Source organism: Cupriavidus sp. GW823-FHT07A04 (assembly GCF_058794615.1).
Genome location: NZ_JBXAHA010000031.1, coordinates 71,580 through 92,194, shown reverse-complemented (window position 1 = coordinate 92,194; position 20,615 = coordinate 71,580). Strand labels below are relative to the sequence as shown.

Sequence of the window (20,615 nt, the reverse complement as noted above, 5' to 3'; positions counted from 1 at the left end):
TCCGGCGCGCCTTCTTTGCCTACTTTCTTGGCAAGACAAGAAAGTAGGTCGCCGCCCCGCAGGGGTGGTGAAACCGCAGTTGCTTTTGACGTTAGGCAGTCGCAGTTAAGCAGTTGCAGTTACCCTTGACGTCAAGCCAGCTGAAGCCAATTTTGCTGCTGCAGTCGCCATTTCAAACCCCGCCAAACCTCCCCTATCACTGCCCCCAAACCCTTTTAGTGTATCCTTCAACCGATATCCACCCCGCGCTCGTCGCGCCATGAACGACCCTTATCCCAGTTCGAAGTCAGCCGACCGTCCCCGATCCCTGCTCGAACGGCTCTCGGATTTCATCTCTCCGGAGCCAGACTCCCGTGCCGAATTGCTCGAGGTGCTCCAGGATGCGCATGCGCGCAACCTGATCGACGCCGACTCGCTTTCCATGATCGAAGGCGTGTTCCAGGTATCCGAACTCACCGCGCGCGACATCATGGTCCCCCGCGGCCAGATGGACACCGTCAATATCGCCGATGCGCCGGAGAGCTTCATTCCCTTCATGCGGCAGACAGCGCACTCGCGCTTTCCGGTCTATGAAGGCAGCCGCGACAACATCATCGGCATCCTGCTCGCCAAGGACCTCTTGCGGTATTACACCGATGAAGAGTTCGACCTGCGCGAGACCTTGCGCCCGGCGGTGTTCATTCCCGAGTCCAAGCGCCTCAATATCCTGTTGCGCGACTTCCGCATCAACCGCAACCACATCGCCATGGTGGTGGACGAGTACGGCGGCGTCGCCGGCCTGGTCACCATTGAGGACGTGCTGGAGCAGATCGTGGGCGACATCGAGGATGAGTTCGACCTCGACGAAGACCATGACAATATCGTGCAGCTGCCCGATGGCAGCTGGCGCGTGCATGGACTGACCGAAATCGAGCAGTTCAACGAAACCTTCGGCACGCAATTCTCGGATCACGACGTCGATACCGTGGGCGGCTTGCTGAGCAACCACCTGGGTCACGTGCCGCATCGTGGCGAAGTGGTGGTGTTGCCGCCGATGCGCTTTGAAGTCCTGCGTGCCGACGCCCGCCAGGCGCACCTGATGCTGGTGCGCCGCGAGGCCCCGCCCGACGTGGACGGCGCATGAAGCGCGTTGTCCAGGCATGGTCCGGCGCCGCTAGCGCCGGACGCGACGACGCGCGCGGCGTGAGCCTGCCCCGCCTGCTGCTGGCCGCCGTGCTGGGCGTGGCCCATACCCAGGCCTACGCGCCGCACACCTGGTGGTGGCTGCAACTGCTGTCGCTGGCGGGGCTGGTGGCACTGGTCGCCGATGCGCCGCGCACCCGTGGCGCGGCCGCCACCGGCTACGCCTTCGGCCTCGGCTGGTTCCTCTCCGGCATCTGGTGGCTCTATATCAGCATGCACGTCTATGGCGAGATGCCGGCGTGGATGGCGATGCTTGCCGTGCTGCTGTTCAGCGCCTTCCTCTCGCTCTATCCGGCACTGGCCGCCGCCACGTGGCACTGGCTGGCTGCCCGCCGTACGCGGACAACCTCATTGGCACTGCTTGCGCCACTCGCCTTTGGGGCGGCCTGGGGGCTGTCGGAATGGCTGCGCGGCGTGGTCTTCACCGGCTTTCCGTGGCTGTCGAGCGGCTACGCCCATACCGATGGCCCACTGGCCGGCTTTGCGCCGCTGGTGGGCGTCTATGGCATCGGCGCGCTGGCCGCGACCGTGGCCGCCTTGCTGGTGGCCGCCGCGCGTGGCTTTGGCCGTGGTCGCAATGAGCACGCCAACCCGCATGGCATGCGTGCCGGCGCGATCGCCCTGGCGGCCGCCGTGGCGCTGCCGCTGGCCGGCGCCGCGCTGGTGCCGATCGCCTGGACCACGCCTGCCGGCAAGCCCATTTCGGTGCGGCTGCTGCAGGGCAACGTAGCGCAGGACATCAAGTTCGAGCCGGTCGGCGTGCAGCGCTCGCTCGAGCTTTATCGTGACCTGATCACCGCCGCTCCGGCCGATCTGGTCGTGACGCCGGAGACGGCGTTCCCGGTGATCCTGCAGGACCTGCCTGTGGACATCGCCATCGCGGTGCGCGATTTCACCGTGGCCAGCGGTACCACCGTGCTGTTCGGCGCCGCCGGCGCGGATTCGCCGGTCGATTTCACCAACAGCGTCTTTGGCCTGGGCCCGTTGACCGAACGGCTGTACCGCTACAACAAGCACCACCTGGTGCCGTTCGGCGAGTTCATTCCCTTCGGCTTCCATTGGTTCGTGGACATGATGAAGATGCCGCTGGGGGATTTCCGCCGCGGCGGGCTGGACCAGGCGCCGCTGCCCGTGCGCGGCATCCTGGTGGCGCCCAATATCTGCTACGAGGATCTGTTCGGCGAGGAAATCGCCGAGACCCTGCGCAGCCAGAAGGTGCCGGCCAATATCCTGGCCAACGTGACCAACCTGGCGTGGTTCGGCGACACCATCGCGCTGGACCAGCATCTGCAGATCTCGCGCATGCGCGCGCTGGAAACGCGCCGGCCGATGTTGCGCTCGACCAATACCGGCATGACGGCCGTGGTGACGCCGGACGGCGTGGTGGCGGGACAGCTGCCGACCTTCACCGTCGGCACGCTCACCGCCAATGTGCAGGGCACGCAGGGTTTCACCCCCTACGTGCGTTGGGGCAATGTACCGGCGCTGGCGGCATGCCTGCTGGTGCTGGCACTGGCGGCCTGGCGCCGCCGCCGGCAGGGCTGACGGCGGGCGGGCGGGCCTGCGCCGGGCCAGTCGTCAGGCAGACGCCCCCGCTGCTACCGATAGCAAGGCGGCGGCAATCATCACTGCAATGGCGACGAGATAAGGCTTGCGAGAAAGTAGCGACATGACCGGTGTCCCCGTAACTGGATTGATTCAAACGGTTGCGGCTGTTATGCACAGCTCTGCCTAATACTGTATACAAAAACACTAACGGCCAGTATCCGGCAGGCCTTTAGCACCCTTCGGTGTTTACCCGATTCGTTGCAAAACGCCGACACCACATGCCAGCCCCGCGGGCGGGATTGGACGCCCTGACGTATGCAAGGGCCGTGCCGATGGCTGGCGGCGGCAAAAAAACCGATAGAATTCAGGGTTTGGCACGATCTTCGTGAGGCGCCGCGGCAACTTTGCCGCCACGCCGTCCGCCCTTGCTTGCTGGCCTGCGTGCAGGCCCTTACTAGTCTTCGCCTATGCTGACCTTCCAACAAATGATCCTCACCCTGCAGGCCTACTGGGACCGGCAGGGTTGTGCACTCTTGCAACCTATCGATCTGGAGGTCGGCGCCGGCACCTCGCACGTGCACACCTTCCTGCGCGCGATCGGCCCGGAACCGTGGCGAGCCGCCTATGTGCAGCCGTCGCGCCGCCCCAAGGACGGGCGCTATGGCGAGAACCCCAACCGCCTGCAGCACTACTACCAGTACCAGGTGGTGCTCAAGCCGGCCCCCGAGAACATCCTGGAGCTGTACCTCGGCTCGCTGGAAGCGCTGGGCCTGGACCTCAAGCAAAACGACATCCGCTTCGTCGAGGACGACTGGGAGAACCCCACCCTCGGCGCCTGGGGCCTGGGCTGGGAAGTCTGGCTCAACGGCATGGAAGTCACTCAATTCACGTACTTCCAGCAGGTTGGCGGCATCGACTGCAAGCCCATCACCGGCGAGATCACCTACGGCATCGAGCGCCTGGCGATGTACCTGCAGAAGGTCGAGAACATCTATGACCTGGTGTGGACCGAGTGGGAAGAAAACGGCAAGACGCGCCGCCTGACCTATGGCGACGTCTATCACCAGAACGAAGTGGAGCAATCCACCTACAACTTCGAGCAGAGCAACACCGAGATCCTGTTCCGCCACTTCGCCGAGTACGAGTCCGAGGCCAAGCGCCTGATGGGTGCCGCCGAAGCCACGCAGCAGGACGCATCGGCCGAAGTCACCAAGCGCCTGGCGCTGCCGGCCTACGAGCAACTGCTCAAGGCCGCTCACACATTCAACCTGCTGGATGCGCGCGGCGCGATCTCGGTCACCGAGCGCGCGGCCTACATCGGCCGCATCCGCAACCTGTCGCGGCTGGTGGCCCAGGCCTACTACGACTCGCGCGAGTCGCTCGGCTTCCCGATGTGCGACCGCGAGGCCACCGCATGACCCGCACAGCGCGCAGCGCGCTATGCCGAGGCGCTGCCCTGGCACTGCTGGCCTTGGGAGCGCATGGCGCCGCCCAGGCCACCGCGCCGATGCCGAGCCCGCAAGTGCTGTACCTGCCGGCCGACCTGTCCAATGTATGCGAGGCCAATCCGCAGGCCCTGCAGCAGGCGATCGACCGGCACTGGCATGGCGCTTTCGGCCCGAACAACTCGCTGGACCAATGGACCCAGCTGGTGCGCACGTTCTCGTGCGATCTCTCGGGCTCCAAGGACCTTGGCTGGCACCGCGTGCCGCTGCGCGCCTATGAAAGCGCAATCCGCTACCCGCTCTCGTGGATTGAGACCGAGACGGTCAACGGGCGGGTGCGCAGGCAGATCAGGACATACTACTCGGCCGCGCAGCTGCCACCCAGGATCGACTTCTGGGTGAGCGGCCGCATCGACGAGATCCGCTACGACAAGCGGCTGCGCCGCCTCGATGCCCGCTTCTTCGCGCCTCGTCCCGCCCCCGGCGGCCGTGGCAGCAGCGCAAGCAACGGCACCAATGGCACCAGCGCAGACACGCAGTGCGTAGCAACCACGCTGCAATTCCGCCAGCAAAACGGCCTGTGGCTGTTGTCCGGCGTAGAACCTACTATTGCACCGCGCTGCTAAAGCGCAGCGCGTGCCACAACTTGTTGGAAACGATTCATGTCGCAACTCCTGACCGATTCGAACGATACGCTGCTGATCGAACTGCTCACCGAAGAGCTGCCGCCCAAGGCGCTGGCACGCTTGGGCGACGCCTTCGCGCAGGGCCTCTTCGCCGGCCTCTCCGAGCGTGGCTTGGTAGGTGACGGCGCCGCCGTGACCGCGTTCGCCACGCCGCGCCGGCTGGCTGCGCTGGTCACCAAAGTGCGCCGTAACGCGCCCGACCGCGAGCAGCGCGAGAAAGTGCTGCCACTGACCGTGGCGCTGGACGCCACCGGCCAGCCCACCGCCCCGCTGGCCAAGAAACTGGTCGCCCTGGCTAAATCGGTAGGCGTCGAGGCGATCGACTGGCAAACCCTGGAGCGCGCCTCCGACGGCAAGGCCGACGCCTTCTTCTACCGCTACACCGCGCGCGGCGCCGAACTGGGCGCCGGGCTGCAGGCAGCGCTGGACGACACCATCGCCAAGCTGCCCATCCCCAAGGTGATGAGCTACCAGCGCCCGGACGGCAGCACGGTGCATTTCGTGCGCCCCGCGCACAGTTTGATCGCACTACTTGGCACCGAGGTGGTGCCGCTCAGCGTGCTGGGGCTGCAGGCGGGCCGCACCACGCGCGGCCATCGCTTCCTCTCCAGCGGCGAGATCGAGATCGCGCATGCAGGCGAATACGCCGCCGTGCTGGCGTCGCAAGGCCACGTGCTGGCCAGCTACGCGGATCGCCGCGAACGCATCCGCACCGCACTGCTGGAGCAGGCGGGCGCCGACCAGGTCGTGATGCCCGATGCGCTGCTCGATGAAGTCAACTCGCTGGTGGAATGGCCGGTGGTCTATCCTTGCCACTTCGAGGAGGCCTTCCTCGAAGTGCCGCAGGAATGCCTGATCCTGACCATGCAGACCAACCAGAAGTACTTCGCGCTGACCGATGCCGCCGGCCACCTGCGCAACCGCTTCCTGGTGGTTTCCAACCTGGCCACCGATACGCCGGAGTCCATCATCAGCGGCAATGAGCGCGTGGTGCGCCCGCGCCTGGCGGACGCCAAATTCTTCTTCGACCAGGATCGCAAGAAGACCCTCGCCTCGCGCGTGCCGCAACTGGCCAACGTGGTCTATCACAACAAGATCGGCACGCAGCTCGACCGCGTGCAGCGCCTGCAGCAGATCGCCGGCCACATCGCCGACGCATTGGCCGCAGCCGGCATTGCCGTGGAAAAGGCGGCCGCCATGCGTGGCGCCGAACTCGCCAAGGCCGACCTGCTGACAGACATGGTGGGCGAATTCCCGGAACTGCAAGGCACCATGGGCACGTACTACGCGCGCCACGACGACGAAGCGCAGAGCGTGGCGCTGGCCTGCTCAGAGCACTACCGCCCGCGCTTTGCCGGCGATGCCCTGCCGGGCAGCCCGGTGAGCCTGGCCGTGGCGCTGGCCGACAAGCTGGAAACGCTGGTGGGCATCTGGGGCATCGGCCTGTCGCCCACCGGCGAGAAGGACCCGTTCGCGCTGCGCCGCCACGCGCTGGGCATCCTGCGCATGCTGGTCGAAACCCCGCTGCCGCTGTCGATCGACGCGCTGCTGGAACTCACCCAGCAAGCCTTCGCCGGCATTGCCGCGGTCAAGCCCGCGCAAGCCGCGATTGCCGATTTCCTCTACGACCGCCTGCGCGGCTACCTGAAGGACAAGGGCTACACCACCCATGAGGTCGAAGCGGTGGTGAGCCTGCGCCCGCAGCGCCTGGACGATATCCTGGCCCGCCTGGAAGCGGTGCGCACCTTTGCCGCCCTGCCCCAGGCCGAAGCGCTGGCCGCGGCCAACAAGCGTATCACCAACATCCTGCGCAAGAACACCGACCCCGTAGGCACGGTGCAGCCGGCCCTGCTCCAGGAAGCCGCCGAAAGCGCGCTGCACAAGGCGGTGGAAAGCGTGCGTCCGCAAGTGGATGCCGCCTTCGCCAACGGCGACTTCGCCACCGCGCTGCGCGACCTGGCACAACTGCGCGAAGCGGTCGACCAGTTCTTCAACGATGTCATGGTGATGGCCGAAGACCCGCAACTGCGCGCCAACCGGCTCGCGCTGCTGGCCTCGCTGCACGTGCTGGCCAATCGCGTGGCCGACATCTCCAAGCTGGCCGCGTAAGCGGGCCGGCACCACAACGGGAAGCCATCATGCCGCAGACACCGCCCAAGCTTGTCGTGCTCGATCGCGACGGGGTCGTCAACCTTGACAGCGACCAGTTCATCAAGACGCCGGACGAATGGATCCCCATCGATGGCAGCCTGGAAGCGATCGCAGCGCTCAACCAGGCCGGCTATCGCGTGGTGATCGTCAGCAACCAGTCCGGCATCGGACGCGGCCTGTTCGAGATGAGCGCGCTCAACGCCATGCACGAGAAGATGCACAAGGCGCTGGCCAACCTTGGCGGGCGCGTCGACGCGGTCTTCTTCTGCCCGCATACGGCGGCGGACGGCTGCGATTGCCGCAAACCCAAGCCCGGCATGCTTGAGCAGCTGGCGGAGCGCTTCGGCGTCGAGCTCAAGGGCGTGCCGCTGGTGGGCGACTCCCTGCGCGACCTCGAAGCCGGGCTGGCGGTAGGCTGCGCCCCGCACCTGGTACTGACCGGCAAAGGCCCCAAGACCGAGAAAAAGGGCGGCCTGCCGACCGGCACGCTGATCCACGACGACCTGCGCGCCTTTGCGCGCTGGCTGCTCACCGGCGATGGCGCCCCGCGCCAGGCCGGCTCCTGAACCCAACTCCCGTACCGATGATTTTTCTCCGCTCCTTGCTGTTCGCGTTGTTCCTCCTGGTACTGACGCCGCCCTATGCCTGCGCGTGCTTCATCGTCTTTCCGTTCATGAACGCCGACCGCCGCTACCGCTTCGTGCGCGGCTGGCCGCGGCTGGTGACCGGTGCGGCCGCGCTGATCTGCGGCATCCGCTACCGCTATGAAGGCCGTGAGCATTTCGATGCCATGCTCGACAAGCCGGTGGTGGTGCTGTCCAAGCACCAGTCGGCGTGGGAAACCGTGGCCTACCTGGCCACCATGCCCAAGCCGATGTGCTTCGTGTTCAAGCGCGAACTACTGATGGTGCCCTTCTTCGGCTGGGCGCTGGGCATGCTCAAGATGGTGCACATCAACCGCAAGGAAGGCACCCGTGCCTTCGCCTCGGCGGTGCGCCAGGGCCGCGAGCGGCTGGCCGAAGGCGCCTGGATCATCATGTTCCCGGAAGGCACGCGCACCCCGTCGGGCCTGGAGAAAACGCGCTACAAGAGCGGCGGCGCCCGCCTTGCGGTGGAGACCGGCGCATGGGTGATCCCGATGGCGGTCAACTCCGGCCGCCTGTGGCCGCGCAACTCGTTCCTCAAGTACCCGGGCCTGATCACGGTCTCCGTCGGCGCGCCGATCTCGTCGGCCAACAAGACGGCCGACCAGGTCAATCAAGAGGTTGAGGCGTGGATCGAACAAGATATGCGTAGAATCGACGCCGAGAGCTACCGGAGCAGAACGCCCGCATGAAATTGCTGCGCCCGACCCCCGACTCCCCCGGTTCCCAGATGGAGCTGCCGCTGTCCGACGCCCTCACAGGCGAAGACAGGGCGCCCGGCATGGTGCCAGGCGGGTTGGCGCCGGCGCAGCCCAACTCCCCGACGGCGCAGCCCTGGCCCCAGCCGCAGCCCAATGCACGACGGCTGCTGGTGGGCGAGCGCGCCGTGCACTACACGCTCAAGCGCTCGTCGCGCCGTACCATCGGCTTCACCGTGGACGACCGCGGCCTGTCCATCACGGCGCCGCGCTGGGTCACGCTGGCCGACATCGAGTCGGCCATTCTGGAAAAACAGCGCTGGATCTTCAACAAGCTGGGGGAATGGCAGCACCGCGAAGCCCGCCGCGTGCTGCCCACCGTGCAATGGCGCGACGGCGCCAGCCTGCCCTTCCTGGGCAAGCCCATCACGCTGCAGCTGGAGTCTCCGGCCGGCGTGCTGCTGTTCGATGCCCAGACCTGCATCCTTCATCTCGCGCTGCCCGTGCATGCCGACGAGCAGCAGATCAAGGATCGCGTGCAAGGCTGGCTGCAACACCAGGCGCGACGCCTGCTGGCACAGCGGCTCGATATCTACGCGGAAAAGCTCGGCGTGCGGCATAGCGCGTTTGCGCTGACCTCCGCCGCCACGCGCTGGGGCAGTTGCACCGCCGACGGCAAGATCCGCCTGAACTGGCGTTTGATGCATTTTCCGCTGTCGATGATCGACTACGTGGCCGCCCATGAGCTGGCGCATCTCAAGGAGATGAACCACAGCCCGAGGTTCTGGGATACGGTGGCATCGATCTTTCCGGAGTTCCGTGATGCCCGCGCGCAATTGCGGGCCCACCCGCCCGAGTTGCTGCCCACGTTCTAGGCTGGGCCTTTGATTTGAAACGGGGAAATGGCACACCTGGGCCAAGGCAAACCGATTGCTTCCATCCCGTTTAGAATAATCGACCTATCCCAAAACAAGATCAGGCCTCTCCCAAAATGCGACTCCTCCACACCATGCTCCGCGTCGGCGACCTGCAACGCTCGATCGACTTCTACACCCGCATCCTCGGCATGCAGCTGCTGCGCGAGAGCGACAACACCGAATACAAGTACCGCCTCGCCTTCGTCGGCTACGGCCCGGAATCCGAAACCGCCGTGCTAGAGCTGACCTATAACTACGGCGTGGAAAAGTACGAGATGGGCACCGCCTACGGCCATATCGCGCTGGAAACCGATAACGCGGCAGCCACCTGCGAGCGCATCCGCGCCGCCGGCGGCAACGTCGTGCGCGAGGCCGGCCCGGTCAAGGGCGGCACCACGGTGATCGCTTTCGTCGAAGATCCGGACGGCTACAAGATCGAGCTGATCGAGCGCAATTCCACGCGCGACGCCAGCCGTCCTTGAGGTGAGCGCGTCGCTGCCAAGCCGGCGCCCGCTCGACGGCACAGCCGTCACGTTGATGGTGGTCCTGTGCGTGGCCTGGGGACTGCAGCAAGTGGTCATCAAGGCGACGGCGCCACTGATGGGCGCCGTGCTCCAGGCTGGCGTGCGCTCGGCGGTGGCAGCCGTGCTGGTGTTCGGCTTTGCCGCCTGGCGCCGCACGCCGCTGTGGCAACACGACGGCACGCTGGGCGCCGGGCTGCTGGCTGGCCTGCTGTTCGGCGCCGAGTTCTTCTGCATCTTCGTCGGGCTCGGCCACACCACGGCTTCGCGCATGGCGGTGTTCCTCTACACCGCGCCCATCTTTACCGCACTCGGCCTGCATCTGAGCGTCGCCGGCGAACGCCTGCGGCGCGGGCAATGGCTGGGCGTCGGGCTAGCCTTCTGCGGCATGGCCCTGGCCTTTGCCGATGGCATCGCCACACCGGCCGTGCATGGCGGCAGCACGTTACTGGGCGATGCGCTGGGGATCCTGGCCGGCTTCCTCTGGGCCGCTACCACGGTGGTGGTGCGCGCCAGCCGGCTGGCTTCGGCAGCGCCCAGCAAGACGCTGCTCTATCAACTCGCAGTGTCCGCGGTGATGCTACTGTCCATGGCGCTTGCAGCCGGGCAGCATCTGCATGCGCGCGTCGACGGCATGGTGGTCGCCAGCCTGTTCTATCAGTCGGTGCTGATTGCATTCGCCAGCTACCTGACGTGGTTCTGGCTACTGCGCCAGTACCTGGCTTCGCGCTTGTCGGTGTTTTCGTTTTTGACGCCGCTGTTCGGGGTGGCGTTTGGCGTGGTGCTGATGCATGACGCCGTGGGCATGCGGTTTGCGATTGCCGCGGTGCTGGTGTTGGGGGGGATTGGGTTGGTGAATCGGCGGGAGTAAAGGGGCTGGGTGTAGTGGCTGCAACTGCAACTGCAACTGCACCTGCACCTGCAAAATCAGCTTCAGATTCAAGGGCTTAACTGCAAATTCAACGACAGTTTCACCACCCCTGCGGGGCGGCGACCTACTTTCTTGTCTTGCCAAGAAAGTAGGCAAAGAAGGCGCCCCATACGGCCTAGGTGAACCTTTACGGCTCGCTTCGCATCGCCATGGGTGTTTCCCGCCCCCAGGCGGGAAACACGGCAGAACCAGTGGCCGTTGGGATCAAACACCATTCGGTGTAGCCGTGATTTCCGCCCCCAGGCGGAAATCACCTCCCCGCGATGCGAAGCGAGCCGTCTGGGTTTTCATCTCCCGTTATGGGGCGCCTCGTCGGCAGGCAAAAAGAGCGGAAAAGAGGGGGCCATGTCTGAGCATCGCCCTGAGGCGATGTGAGTTTGGCCCCCGGCCGCTCTTTTTGCCTGCCGACGAGGGGGGGTCGCCCCATCCGGGTCGCTTCTTTGCCTACTTTCTTGGCGAGACAAGAAAGTAGGTCGCCTCCCCGCAGGGGCGGTGAAACGGCAGTTGAAGTTGACCTTGACGTTAAGCCGTTGCAGTTGCAGTTGCCATTAACCTACAACCCCCAACAATTCAACCTCAAAACCTAAAAGTCCCCAACGCCTCGCGCACTTCATCCAACGTAGCCTGCGTCACCAACCGTGCCTGCTCCGTCCCCTGCTTCAAAATGTCAAACACAGAGGCCGGATCCTTGGCCAGCTCCTCGCGCCGCTCACGAATCGGCGCCAGCAGCCCTTGCAGCACACCATCGAGCCTGCGCTTGAGGACCATGTCACCCAAGCCGCCGCGCCGATAGTGCTCCTTCAACTCGGCCACTTCATCGACCGCCTCGTCGAACGCGTCGAGGTAGGTGAACACCACATTGCCCTCCACCTGGCCCGGATCGGACACCTTGAGGTGGTTGGCGTCGGTGTACATGCGCATGACCGCTTCCTTGACCTGCTCGGGCGAGGCCGCCAGCGAGATGGCGTTGCCTTGCGACTTGCTCATCTTGGCCTTGCCGTCGACGCCGGGCAGCCGGCCAAAGCGCGGGATCAGCGCGGCGGCTTCCGGCAGCACTTCGCGGCCAACCTGGTGGTTGATTCGGCGCGCGATCTCGTTGGTCTGCTCGATCAGGGGGGCCTGGTCCTCGCCGACCGGCACCACGGTGGCCTTGAAGCCGGTGATGTCGGCAGCTTGCGAAGCCGGGTAGCACAGGAAGCCCGCCGGGATATCGCGGCCGAAGCCGCGCGCCTGGATCTCTTCCTTGATGGTCGGGTTGCGTTCGAGCCGGGCGACCGTGACGAAGTTCAGGTACATCAGGGTCAGCTCGGCCAGCGCGGGCAGGTGCGACTGCACCGTGATGGTGGTCTTGGCCGGGTCGATGCCGACCGCGAGGTAGTCGAGCGCCACTTCCAGCACGTTGCGCCGCACTTTGTCCGGATCGTGCGCGTTGTCGGTCATGGCCTGGGTGTCGGCCAGCAGCAGATATTGCTTGTGGGTATCCTGCAGCGCCACGCGGCTCTTGAGCGAGCCAACGTAGTGGCCCAGGTGAAGCTGGCCGGTGGGACGGTCGCCGGTGAGGATGACCTTGCGCTGGGGCGCCTGCGTTTCGCTAGTCATGGCATTTCCTTGGGTAAGAGAAGCGCCGCGGTGCCGGTCAGCGCAGGCAGAGTGCTGCCAACCGGGCTGCGGCGGCTGGAGTCGGGATCAGGGGATGACGACGTGCCGCTGCGTTCAGCAGCGCCGCCAATGGGAACGAGAGCCGGTCGCGCGCATCATGTAGCCGGGGTTTCAAGCTGGCGCGCCAGGCCGACGTACTCGGCCACGGGGACTTCCTCGGCGCGCCGCGCCAGGTCGAAGCCAAGGGCTTCAAAATCGACCTGGTCGCGCAGCATCGACAGTGTATTGCGCAGGACCTTGCGCCGCTGCGAGAACGCCGCGGCCACCACGTCGCCCAGCACCGTCAGGTTGCACGCGGGATACGGCGAGCGCAACTGGCCATCGGGCTGGCGCGGCCAGGGGATCATGCGCACCACGGCGGAGTCAACCTTGGGCGGCGGGTTGAACGAGGCCGGCGGCACGTCGAGCACATGCTCCATGTGATAGCGCACCTGCAGCATGATCGACAGCCGCCCGAAGGCTTTGCTGCCTGGCTCGGCCACCATGCGCTCGACCACTTCCTTTTGCAGCATGAAGTGCTGGTCGCGCACCTGGTCGGCAAACTCGGCCAGGTGGAACAGCAGCGGGCTGGAGATGTTGTAGGGCAGGTTGCCGACGATGCGCAGCGGCTTGCCGGCTTCGCACAGCTTGCCGAAATCGAAGGCCAGCGCGTCGCCGGCGTGGATCACCAGCCGTTCGCCGTAGCGGCGGCGCAGGCGCTCCACCAGGTCGCGGTCAAGCTCGACCACCTGCATCTGCGGCAAGCGCTCCAGCAGCGGCTGGGTCAGCGCGCCGAGGCCGGGGCCGATTTCGACCAGGGTATCGCCGTGCTGCGGGTCGATGGCACTGACGATGCCGTGGATGATGCCGTCATCGACCAGGAAGTTCTGTCCGAATCGTTTGCGGGCCACATGGCCCTGGTGTACGTTGGAACGCATAGTTAGGTCTCGCTCGGGCGTCAGCGTGTTGCCACCAGCGGCGCGGCGCGCGGCCGGCCGTTGGCGTGGCCGGCCATGACGATGGCGTTGCGGATCGCCTCGATCATGCTGCCGTGCTCGGCCTGGCCACTTGCGGCCAGGTCGAGCGCAGTGCCATGGTCGACCGAGGTGCGGATAAAAGGCAGCCCCAGCGTGATGTTCACGCCGTGGCCAAATGTGCCGTACTTGAGCGGGGCCAGGCCCTGGTCGTGGTACATCGCCAGCACGCAGTCAGCCCCATCTAGATGGCGGGGCTGGAACAGCGTGTCGGCCGGGTACGGGCCGCGGGCATCGATGCCCGCGTCCACGGCATGGGCCAGCGCGGGAATGATCACATCGATCTCCTCGCGGCCCATATGGCCGCTTTCGCCGGCATGCGGGTTCAGGCCGGTCACCAGGATACGCGGCCGGGCGATGCCGAAATGCCGGCGCAGGTCGTGGTCGACGATGGCCAGCGTTTCTTCCAGCATGGACACGGTCAGCGCGTCGGGCACCGCGCGCAATGGCAGGTGGGTGGTGGCCAGCGCCACGCGCAGCATGGCGTTGCCATGCGCGGGCTGCGGGCCGGCCAGCATCATCACGACGCGCGGCACGCCGGCGCGCTCGGCCAGGTATTCGGTGTGCCCGGTGAAGGGCACGCCGGCATCGTTGATGGTGCTCTTCTGCACGGGCGCGGTCACCATGCCGGCAAAACGCCGCGTGCCGCTGGTCCCGCCCATGCAGCCATCGATGGCTGCATCGAGCAAGGCGAGCACATAGCCGCCGTTGCGCGCATCCAGCCGGCCAGCATCGCAAGGCACGGCCAGAGGGATGTCGTCGCACACCACGCTGCCATCCGCAAGCCGGTGCGCCCAGGCTTGCGCGACACCCAGCGCGGCGGCGCGCGCCGCCAGCAGGCCCGCGTCGCCAAGCACGTGAAAACGCACCTGCGGATGCTCGCCGGCAAGTTGCAGCAAGGCGCCGACGGTAATGTCGGGGCCAATGCCGGCGGGTTCCCCGGTGGTGATGGCTAGCGCGAGCGGCTCGGACATGGTGGCGATGCGTTCTGGTTAGCGCTGGCGGTTGACGCGGTATTCCACGTAGGCGGCCTGGCGCAACTGGCGCTGCCAGTCTTCATACGCCGCGCGCACCTTCTGCTCGCGAATCTCCGCGCGGGCGAAGTCGCGCTGCTTCTCCGGCGTGATCTCGGTCTCGCGGCGATTGAGCACCTGGATCAGATGCACGCCGAACTGCGTGACGATGGGCTCGGACACCTCGCCCGGGCGCAGGCGGCTCATGGCCTGCTCGAACTCCGGCACCAGCTCGCCCGGCGATACCCAGCCGAGATCGCCGCCGTTCTGCGCCGACCCATCCTGGGAGAAGCGCTTGGCCGCGTCGGCAAAGTCGCCGCCGTGGGTGATCCGGTCGCGCAGCGTGGCCAGTTGGCGGCGTGCCTCGGCCTCCGGCATGTTGGGGCCGGTGCGGATCAGGATATGGCGCACCTGGGTCTGCGTGATGCGATCGCTGGCCGCCGGGTTCGACGCTGCCGGCGGCGCGGTGCGCTTGGCCACCAGCTTGAGCACATGGAAACCGTTGGCGCTCTCGATGACCTGGGGCGCCACGCCACCAGGCTGCAGGTCAAGCACGGCATTGGCAAACAGCGCCGGCAGCCGGCCGATTTCACGGAAGCCGAGCGAGCCTCCCTGAGCGGCCTCAGGGCCGTCGGAGCCCTGCGCCAGCTGGGCGAAATCCGCACCGCCCTGAGCCTGCTTGAGCAACCCTTCGGCCTTGGCGCGCAAGGCTGCCTTCTGCGCCTCGGAGGCATCTTCCGGCACGCGCACCAGGATCTGGGCCACGTTGTATTCGGTGGGGCCGGTGGCGGTGGCGGCCGCGCCCGGTGCGCCATTCGCCGCGAGATAGTTGTCGATCTCGCCGTCGTAGACCTGGATCTTGGAATCCACCTCGCGCTCGCGCAGGCGGATCACCTGGACCTGCTTGCGCAGCTCGTCACGGTACTTGGTCCAGGTCATGCCGCTGCGCTCGACCTGGCTGCGCAGGTCGGTCGCATTGATGTGGTTTTGCTGCGCGACCGACTCAATGGCGCGATCGACTTCCTGGTCGGTCACCTTGATGCCGGCATCCTGCGCCGCTTGCGTCTGGACCCGCTCCATCACCAGCCGCTCGAGCACTTCGCCCAGCAGGTCGGCGCGCGCCGGCACCGGGCGGTTGGCCTGGCGCAGCTGCGATTCGATCTCGTCGGCGCGGTCCAGCAATTCGCGCCGCGTGATCACGCTGTTGTTGACGATCGCCACCACCTCGTCCACCAGTTGCGAGCGCTGCGCGCTCGTGCCCGGCTGCGTCACGCCCAGGCGCGGCTGGCTGGGCGAGGCGGCAGCGCTGTCGCCGGCCTGGGGCATGAAGATGCCGGTGGCCTTCTGCCCGGGCGCCTTCAGCTGTGCCGAAGCCGGCAGTGCGAAGGCGGCCAGCAGTGCGGTCAGCAGCAGGCTTTGCCAGCCGGTCAGGCGGGAAGACATCGAGGAGAGCGCGTTGAATTCTTGACGTTTCATCATGGTCCGTCATTCATAGTGGTCGAGCTGGGATGGGATAACAGGCTTGGCGAGGACGGGCTCATAACCCGGCACGTTCAGCCGCAGCACATCCAGCGGATTGGAACCGATCTTGGACAACCCGCGGAACTCCACCTGGAAGAAGATGCGTCCGGTGTAGCCCTGCGTGGTATTGCGGAAGCGCTGGTAGACCACACGGCCAACCCAGCAATCCGCTGCGTATTCGAAGCCGGCCAGCGCGTCCACCAGTTGGCTTGCGCTCAGGTCGAACGCGACCCGGCCGATGCCGTAGGTGCGCTGTGTCAGCGGCCACTGGCTCGAAACCTCGAACTGGTCGATGGCGGTATTGTCCGTCACCGAAGTGGGGCGCCGGTAGCGATAGCCGATATTCAGCGTCTTGCGCTGCTCCGGCCGCCACGAGAAGGCGATGTTCGAGTAGATCACCCGATCGCTGTCCGGGTTGTACTGCACGCCAGCATCAAGGTAATAACCCTTGAACATCTGGATCGTGGTCGCTGCCAGCAAATCAGAATAGCCTGCCTTGGCCGGATCGGTGCCATTGAGCTGCACCCGCTGGCCAGTGAAGTCAAAGCGCTGCGCAATAGTGCCGCGGAAACGTTCGATGCCGCTGCTCGCCTCAATCAAGCGCGTGGTCACGCCGCCAGTCAGCTTGTTGTTGTCGGCAATGCGATCATAGCCCGTGAACGGATTCTCACTGAAAATCTGGCCGTAGCCAAAGTCCGACTGCACCGTGTCAAAGATCGGAAACTGGCTCTGGTCGCGGAACGGCGTGTAGACATAAAACAGACGCGGCTCCAGCGTCTGCACGTAATTGACGCCGAACAGCCGGCTCACGGTCGGCGCCTCGCGCTCGAACGTCATGCCCGAATCCACGCTCATGGTCGGCAAGGCGCGGTTCAGCGTATTGGGCGTGCCCGCGGTGTTGGTGGAGGACTCCATCTGGTACTGCGTGGCATTGAACGTCACCTTGGGCGTGACGAACCAGCCTGGCCGAATGATCGGATAGCTGATCGAGGGCTGGATGAAGACACGTTCACCCTGCGGCAGTTGCGTACCTGTCGTGCCCAAAGGAATGCGGAAGCGCGTGTAGTCGGCTTCCACTTGGATATCGAAGCCACCCAGGTCATAACGCGTGTACTTGCCATTGAGCTGAGGCACACGCTCATAAGAAGGCTGGCTAGGCGCGAGCGTCTGGAATTTCTGCACCCGGGCCAGCAGGGCAAAATCCTGCCAGTTGTAGGTGACGCCGCCTTCCTGCGTGTACTGGCGCAACGTCGCCTGTGTCACCGAGCGGGTCAGGTCGTCGGGATACTGGCCGTCCGACACCTTGTTCAGGTTAACGTACGCATTCAGTCCCGGCGCTATGTTCTGGACATGCTGGATCGAATACGCCCAGCGGTTGGTCTTGGTCTTCTGGTCGTCCGGCAGGAATTCGCCGCGGATACGCCCGGAATAGCCGCTGCCGATATAGCGGTAGTCGGTGCCAAGCTGCACCCCGCGCGAACTCAGCACGCGCGGAAAGATCGTCAGGTCGCGGTTGGGCGCGATATTGAAGTAATACGGGACCGTGAGGTCCATGCCCGAGCGCGAGCTATAGCCGAACAGCGGCGGCAGCACGCCGCTGCGGCGCTCGCTGTTCAAGGGGAAGCTGAACACCGGCGCGGCCATGATCGGCACGTCGAAAAAGCGCAGCACGCCGCCATAGGCAGTGCCGACCTGGCGGTCGCTGTCGATATCGAGCTCGCGCGCGCTGAAATACCAGTCCGCGTTGTCGGGCGAACAGGTCGTGTAGGTGGCGCGCTTGATCGTGCTGAGATTTTTGTCGATGAAATCGATGCGCTCGGCCTTGCCGGAGCCACCGGTCTGCTGGAAATAGTAGTCCGGAGACAGCATGTAGCCTTCGTTGGCCTCGACCCGCAGCCGGGCTTCCGGCCCGACCGAGAGCGAGCCGTCGCGGGCAATGCGGGCATTGCCGTGGACAAAAGCCTCGTCGCTGTCCTGGTCGTAGGTGAGCTTGTCGCCCTTGACCACGCCGCCATTGCGGCGCAGCTCGGCGTTGCCCTCGAGCTCCACGCCACGCTGGTTATAGCCGGTCATGCGATCGCCCGAGACAAAGGTGGGCGGGTTGTCGTCCGGCTCGGCCGTCTTGGTCTTGGCCGTGCCCGGCTCGGCCAGACGCGGCACCAGTTCGCCGGCTACCGGCGGGGCCTCGGGTGCCGCTTCGACGGTCGGCTCGGCCACCGGCAGGTCGGGAATGGCGGAGCTCACGGCCTGCGCGTGCGCACCCACCGACCAGCCGGCCATGGCCAACACGAGCGGGCGCAACGCGCTGCCGGGGAGTCGTGCCGGTGTCTTGCTAGCCTTCTGGTTCGGTGATCGTCGTTGTTCGGTCATGCGAGCGGGTCATGAGTCAGAGCGGCGGCGGCGGCCCAGCAACCGCCAGCCACCGCCGAAGCAGGCTGTCGGGCTGTAGGAGGCCCGCCTGGGAGCCGCCCCGGGGCCCGGGTCTGGTCGGGTATTATACGGGGCATCCTATTCTCCCTTTCCGGCATGGCAGCACATCCTCTCGACCCGCGTCTCGACCAGCTCAAAGTCTGGGTGTCCGGACTCGGTCCGGCCTGGTCCATTAACCCCGACTCCTGTACCCCCGCATCGGCTGACGCCAGCTTCCGGCGGTACTTCCGGGCCAGCACCAGCCACCCCGACCATCCGAGCGTGATCGTGATGGATGCGCCTCCCGCGCAGGAGGACTGCCGCCCCTTCATCCATGTCGCGGAACTGTTCGGCGCTGCCGGCGTGAGCGTGCCCAAGGTACTGGCGCAGAACCTCGAGCAAGGCTTCCTGCTGCTCAGCGACCTGGGCAACACCACGTATCTGTCGCGGCTGGACGCGGCCAGCGCGCGCGGCCTTTATGGCGATGCCGCCGCCGCGCTTGTGAAGATCCAGCTCGCGACCCGCCCCGGCACCTTGCCCGCCTACGACCGCGTGCTGCTGCAGCGCGAAGTCGACCTGTTCCCGCAGTGGTACGTGGCCCGGCACCTGGGCGTGACACTGACGCCCGACCAGGAATCCGGGCTGGCCGAAGTGATGCAGACGCTGCTGGCCAACAACCTGGCACAGCCGCAGGTGTATGTGCATCGCGACTATCACTCACGCAACCTGATGGTGCTTGAGGGCGAGGCCAATCCCGGCATCCTGGATTTCCAGGACGCGGTGATCGGCCCCATTACCTATGATGCGGTGTCGCTGTGGCGCGATGCCTATATTGAATGGGACGAGCAGGAGCAACTCGACTGGCTGATCCGCTACTGGGAGCGCGCGCGCATGGCCGGGCTGCCGGTGGCGCCCGATTTTGGTGACTTCTACCGGGATTTCGAGTGGATGGGCCTGCAGCGCCACCTCAAGGTACTCGGCATCTTTGCCCGCCTGTACCATCGCGACGGCAAGGATGGCTACCTGGCCAACCTGCCGCTGGTGCTCAAGTACGCGCGCCAGGTGGCGGGCCGCTACATCGAGCTGCGCAGGCTGGTACGGCTGTTCGACGCCCTCGACGGCGTCGAACGCCCGGTCGGCTACACGTTCTGATGCCGGTGCAAGCCATGACGGACGCACAGCCATGACATCCGGCGGCGATCCCACGGCCACGCTCACCCGCGGCGGCGAGTGGTGGGCTGGCGTGCGGGCGCTGGCGCCGATGCTGCTTGGCGTGGCGCCGTTCGGCCTGATCTACGGCGTGCTGGCGGTCAACGCCGGCATGCCCGCGTGGCTGGCCTGCGCCATGAGCGCAATCGTGTTCGGCGGCGCCTCGCAGATGATCCTGACGCAACTGTGGGCGGCGGGCACGCCGGCGGTGCTGATCGCCGTGACGGTCGCCATGGTCAACCTGCGCCATGCGCTGTACTCGGCCACCATGGCCCCGGCGCTGGCGCACCTACCGGGCCGCTGGAAGGCACTCATCTCCTACTTGCTGACCGACGAGGCCTTCGCCGCCATGACGCGGCGCCTCAGTGACGACGACGAACACAAGCGCTACCGCCACTGGTTCTTCTTTGGCGCCGGCTTCGCGCTGTGGGCCAGCTGGCAGGTCTCGACGCTGGCGGGTGTGCTGGTGGGCGCCCAGGTCCCGCGCGACTGGCCGCTTGATTTCTTCCTGCCGCTCACCTTCATCGCCATCATCGTGCCCGGCATCAAGCACCGCTCGCACGCCGCGGCGGCGCTGGCGGCCACGGCGCTGGCGGTGGCCTGCTACGGCATGCCGCACAAGCTTGGCCTGATGGTCGCGGCGCTGGGCGGGATTGCCGCGGGCATGCTGCTGCTTGGCAAGGACCGCAGGCAGCGCAAGCCGGCCGCGACGGAGCCCGCCGCATGAGCCAGCTCACCCTGCTGCTGGTGTTTATCGGCGCCGGCCTCGCCACCTTCCTGATCCGCCTGTCCTTCATTGCCGTGGAAGGCCGGGTGCGGCTGCCGTCGTGGTTCCGCACCGCGCTGCAATTCGTGCCGGCCGCCATGCTGTCGGCGTTGATCGCGCCCGACCTGCTGATGCGTGATGGCCACGTCGACATCGGCCCCGGCAATGCGCGCCTGGTAGCAGGGCTGGTGGCCATTGTCATCGCCGCCAGGACGCGCAGCATTGGCTGGACCATCGCTGGCGGCATGGGCACCCTGATCGCGCTGACATACCTGCTGAACCACGCGCTGAAATAAGCGCCG

The 20,615-nt window shown here is 66.0% G+C and carries 18 protein-coding genes; 13 read left to right on the top strand and 5 right to left on the bottom strand.

Translation table 11 applies throughout. From position 1 onward, the window contains the following. Positions 1-259 precede the first annotated feature (259 nt). From AC1Q7Q_RS37435 to AC1Q7Q_RS37390, 10 genes are all read left to right on the top strand, one after another. Positions 260-1,123, top strand: coding sequence for a CorC family transporter (locus tag AC1Q7Q_RS37435; protein WP_492376000.1), 864 nt, complete (start codon positions 260-262; stop codon positions 1,121-1,123). Further along, positions 1,120-2,727, top strand: a complete 1,608-nt coding sequence (lnt, locus tag AC1Q7Q_RS37430) for an apolipoprotein N-acyltransferase (RefSeq protein ID WP_492376001.1) — start codon at positions 1,120-1,122, stop codon at positions 2,725-2,727. Before AC1Q7Q_RS37435 ends, lnt begins: the two co-directional genes overlap by 4 nt. A 470-nt stretch (positions 2,728-3,197) precedes the next feature. Beyond that, a complete protein-coding gene (glyQ, locus tag AC1Q7Q_RS37425; protein WP_492376002.1) occupies positions 3,198-4,148 on the top strand; it encodes a glycine--tRNA ligase subunit alpha in 951 nt (316 codons plus the stop codon). Beyond that, positions 4,145-4,801 carry a hypothetical protein gene (locus AC1Q7Q_RS37420; protein WP_492376003.1) on the top strand — a complete coding sequence of 219 codons (657 nt, stop codon included), beginning with the start codon at positions 4,145-4,147 and terminating at the stop codon, positions 4,799-4,801. Before glyQ ends, AC1Q7Q_RS37420 begins: the two co-directional genes overlap by 4 nt. 36 nt (positions 4,802-4,837) lie before the next feature. Continuing rightward, a complete protein-coding gene (glyS, locus tag AC1Q7Q_RS37415; protein ID WP_492376004.1) occupies positions 4,838-6,970 on the top strand; it encodes a glycine--tRNA ligase subunit beta in 2,133 nt (710 codons plus the stop codon). A 29-nt stretch (positions 6,971-6,999) separates the two neighbouring features. Next, entirely contained in the window at positions 7,000-7,578 is a 579-nt protein-coding gene (gene gmhB / locus AC1Q7Q_RS37410) for a D-glycero-beta-D-manno-heptose 1,7-bisphosphate 7-phosphatase (RefSeq protein WP_492376005.1), read from the top strand. Positions 7,579-7,595: 17 nt separating this feature from the next. Then, a complete protein-coding gene (locus AC1Q7Q_RS37405; RefSeq protein ID WP_043343766.1) occupies positions 7,596-8,348 on the top strand; it encodes a lysophospholipid acyltransferase family protein in 753 nt (250 codons plus the stop codon). Further along, on the top strand, positions 8,345-9,229 hold the full coding sequence (locus tag AC1Q7Q_RS37400) for a M48 family metallopeptidase (RefSeq protein WP_492376006.1): 885 nt from the start codon (positions 8,345-8,347) through the stop codon (positions 9,227-9,229). The genes AC1Q7Q_RS37405 and AC1Q7Q_RS37400 overlap by 4 nt, the downstream gene beginning before the upstream one ends. Before the next feature lie 116 nt (positions 9,230-9,345). Then, positions 9,346-9,753 carry a lactoylglutathione lyase gene (gene gloA, locus AC1Q7Q_RS37395; protein ID WP_006162781.1) on the top strand — a complete coding sequence of 136 codons (408 nt, stop codon included), beginning with the start codon at positions 9,346-9,348 and terminating at the stop codon, positions 9,751-9,753. Positions 9,754-9,808: 55 nt separating this feature from the next. Further along, positions 9,809-10,663, top strand: a complete 855-nt coding sequence (locus AC1Q7Q_RS37390) for a DMT family transporter (RefSeq protein ID WP_492376016.1) — start codon at positions 9,809-9,811, stop codon at positions 10,661-10,663. 636 nt (positions 10,664-11,299) lie between these two features. Here the strand turns inward: AC1Q7Q_RS37390 and trpS are convergent. The 5 genes from trpS to AC1Q7Q_RS37365 form a co-directional block, all read right to left on the bottom strand. Then, complete coding sequence (gene trpS, locus AC1Q7Q_RS37385; protein ID WP_416047618.1) at positions 11,300-12,322, bottom strand: tryptophan--tRNA ligase; 1,023 nt, start codon at positions 12,320-12,322, stop codon at positions 11,300-11,302. Positions 12,323-12,477: 155 nt separating this feature from the next. After that, positions 12,478-13,299, bottom strand: a complete 822-nt coding sequence (gene rsmA, locus AC1Q7Q_RS37380) for a 16S rRNA (adenine(1518)-N(6)/adenine(1519)-N(6))-dimethyltransferase RsmA (RefSeq protein WP_174427471.1) — start codon at positions 13,297-13,299, stop codon at positions 12,478-12,480. 20 nt (positions 13,300-13,319) lie between these two features. After that, a complete protein-coding gene (pdxA, locus tag AC1Q7Q_RS37375) occupies positions 13,320-14,369 on the bottom strand; it encodes a 4-hydroxythreonine-4-phosphate dehydrogenase PdxA (protein WP_492376418.1) in 1,050 nt (349 codons plus the stop codon). 18 nt (positions 14,370-14,387) lie between these two features. Beyond that, complete coding sequence (locus AC1Q7Q_RS37370; protein WP_492376419.1) at positions 14,388-15,884, bottom strand: peptidylprolyl isomerase; 1,497 nt, start codon at positions 15,882-15,884, stop codon at positions 14,388-14,390. 9 nt (positions 15,885-15,893) lie between these two features. Continuing rightward, complete coding sequence (locus AC1Q7Q_RS37365; RefSeq protein WP_492376417.1) at positions 15,894-18,299, bottom strand: LPS-assembly protein LptD; 2,406 nt, start codon at positions 18,297-18,299, stop codon at positions 15,894-15,896. 156 nt (positions 18,300-18,455) lie between these two features. Here AC1Q7Q_RS37365 and AC1Q7Q_RS37360 point away from each other — a divergent pair, with 156 nt between their 5' ends. The 3 genes from AC1Q7Q_RS37360 to AC1Q7Q_RS37350 are packed head-to-tail and all read left to right on the top strand — an operon-like array spanning position 18,456 to position 20,609. Next, the gene (locus tag AC1Q7Q_RS37360; protein ID WP_492376416.1) at positions 18,456-19,490 is read left to right on the top strand and encodes an aminoglycoside phosphotransferase family protein; all 1,035 of its coding nucleotides are present in this window, start codon (positions 18,456-18,458) and stop codon (positions 19,488-19,490) included. Between the two features lie 31 nt (positions 19,491-19,521). After that, complete coding sequence (locus AC1Q7Q_RS37355; RefSeq protein ID WP_492376415.1) at positions 19,522-20,274, top strand: AzlC family ABC transporter permease; 753 nt, start codon at positions 19,522-19,524, stop codon at positions 20,272-20,274. Further along, positions 20,271-20,609, top strand: coding sequence for an AzlD domain-containing protein (locus tag AC1Q7Q_RS37350; RefSeq protein ID WP_043343742.1), 339 nt, complete (start codon positions 20,271-20,273; stop codon positions 20,607-20,609). The genes AC1Q7Q_RS37355 and AC1Q7Q_RS37350 overlap by 4 nt, the downstream gene beginning before the upstream one ends. The last annotated feature ends 6 nt before the right edge of the window (positions 20,610-20,615 follow it).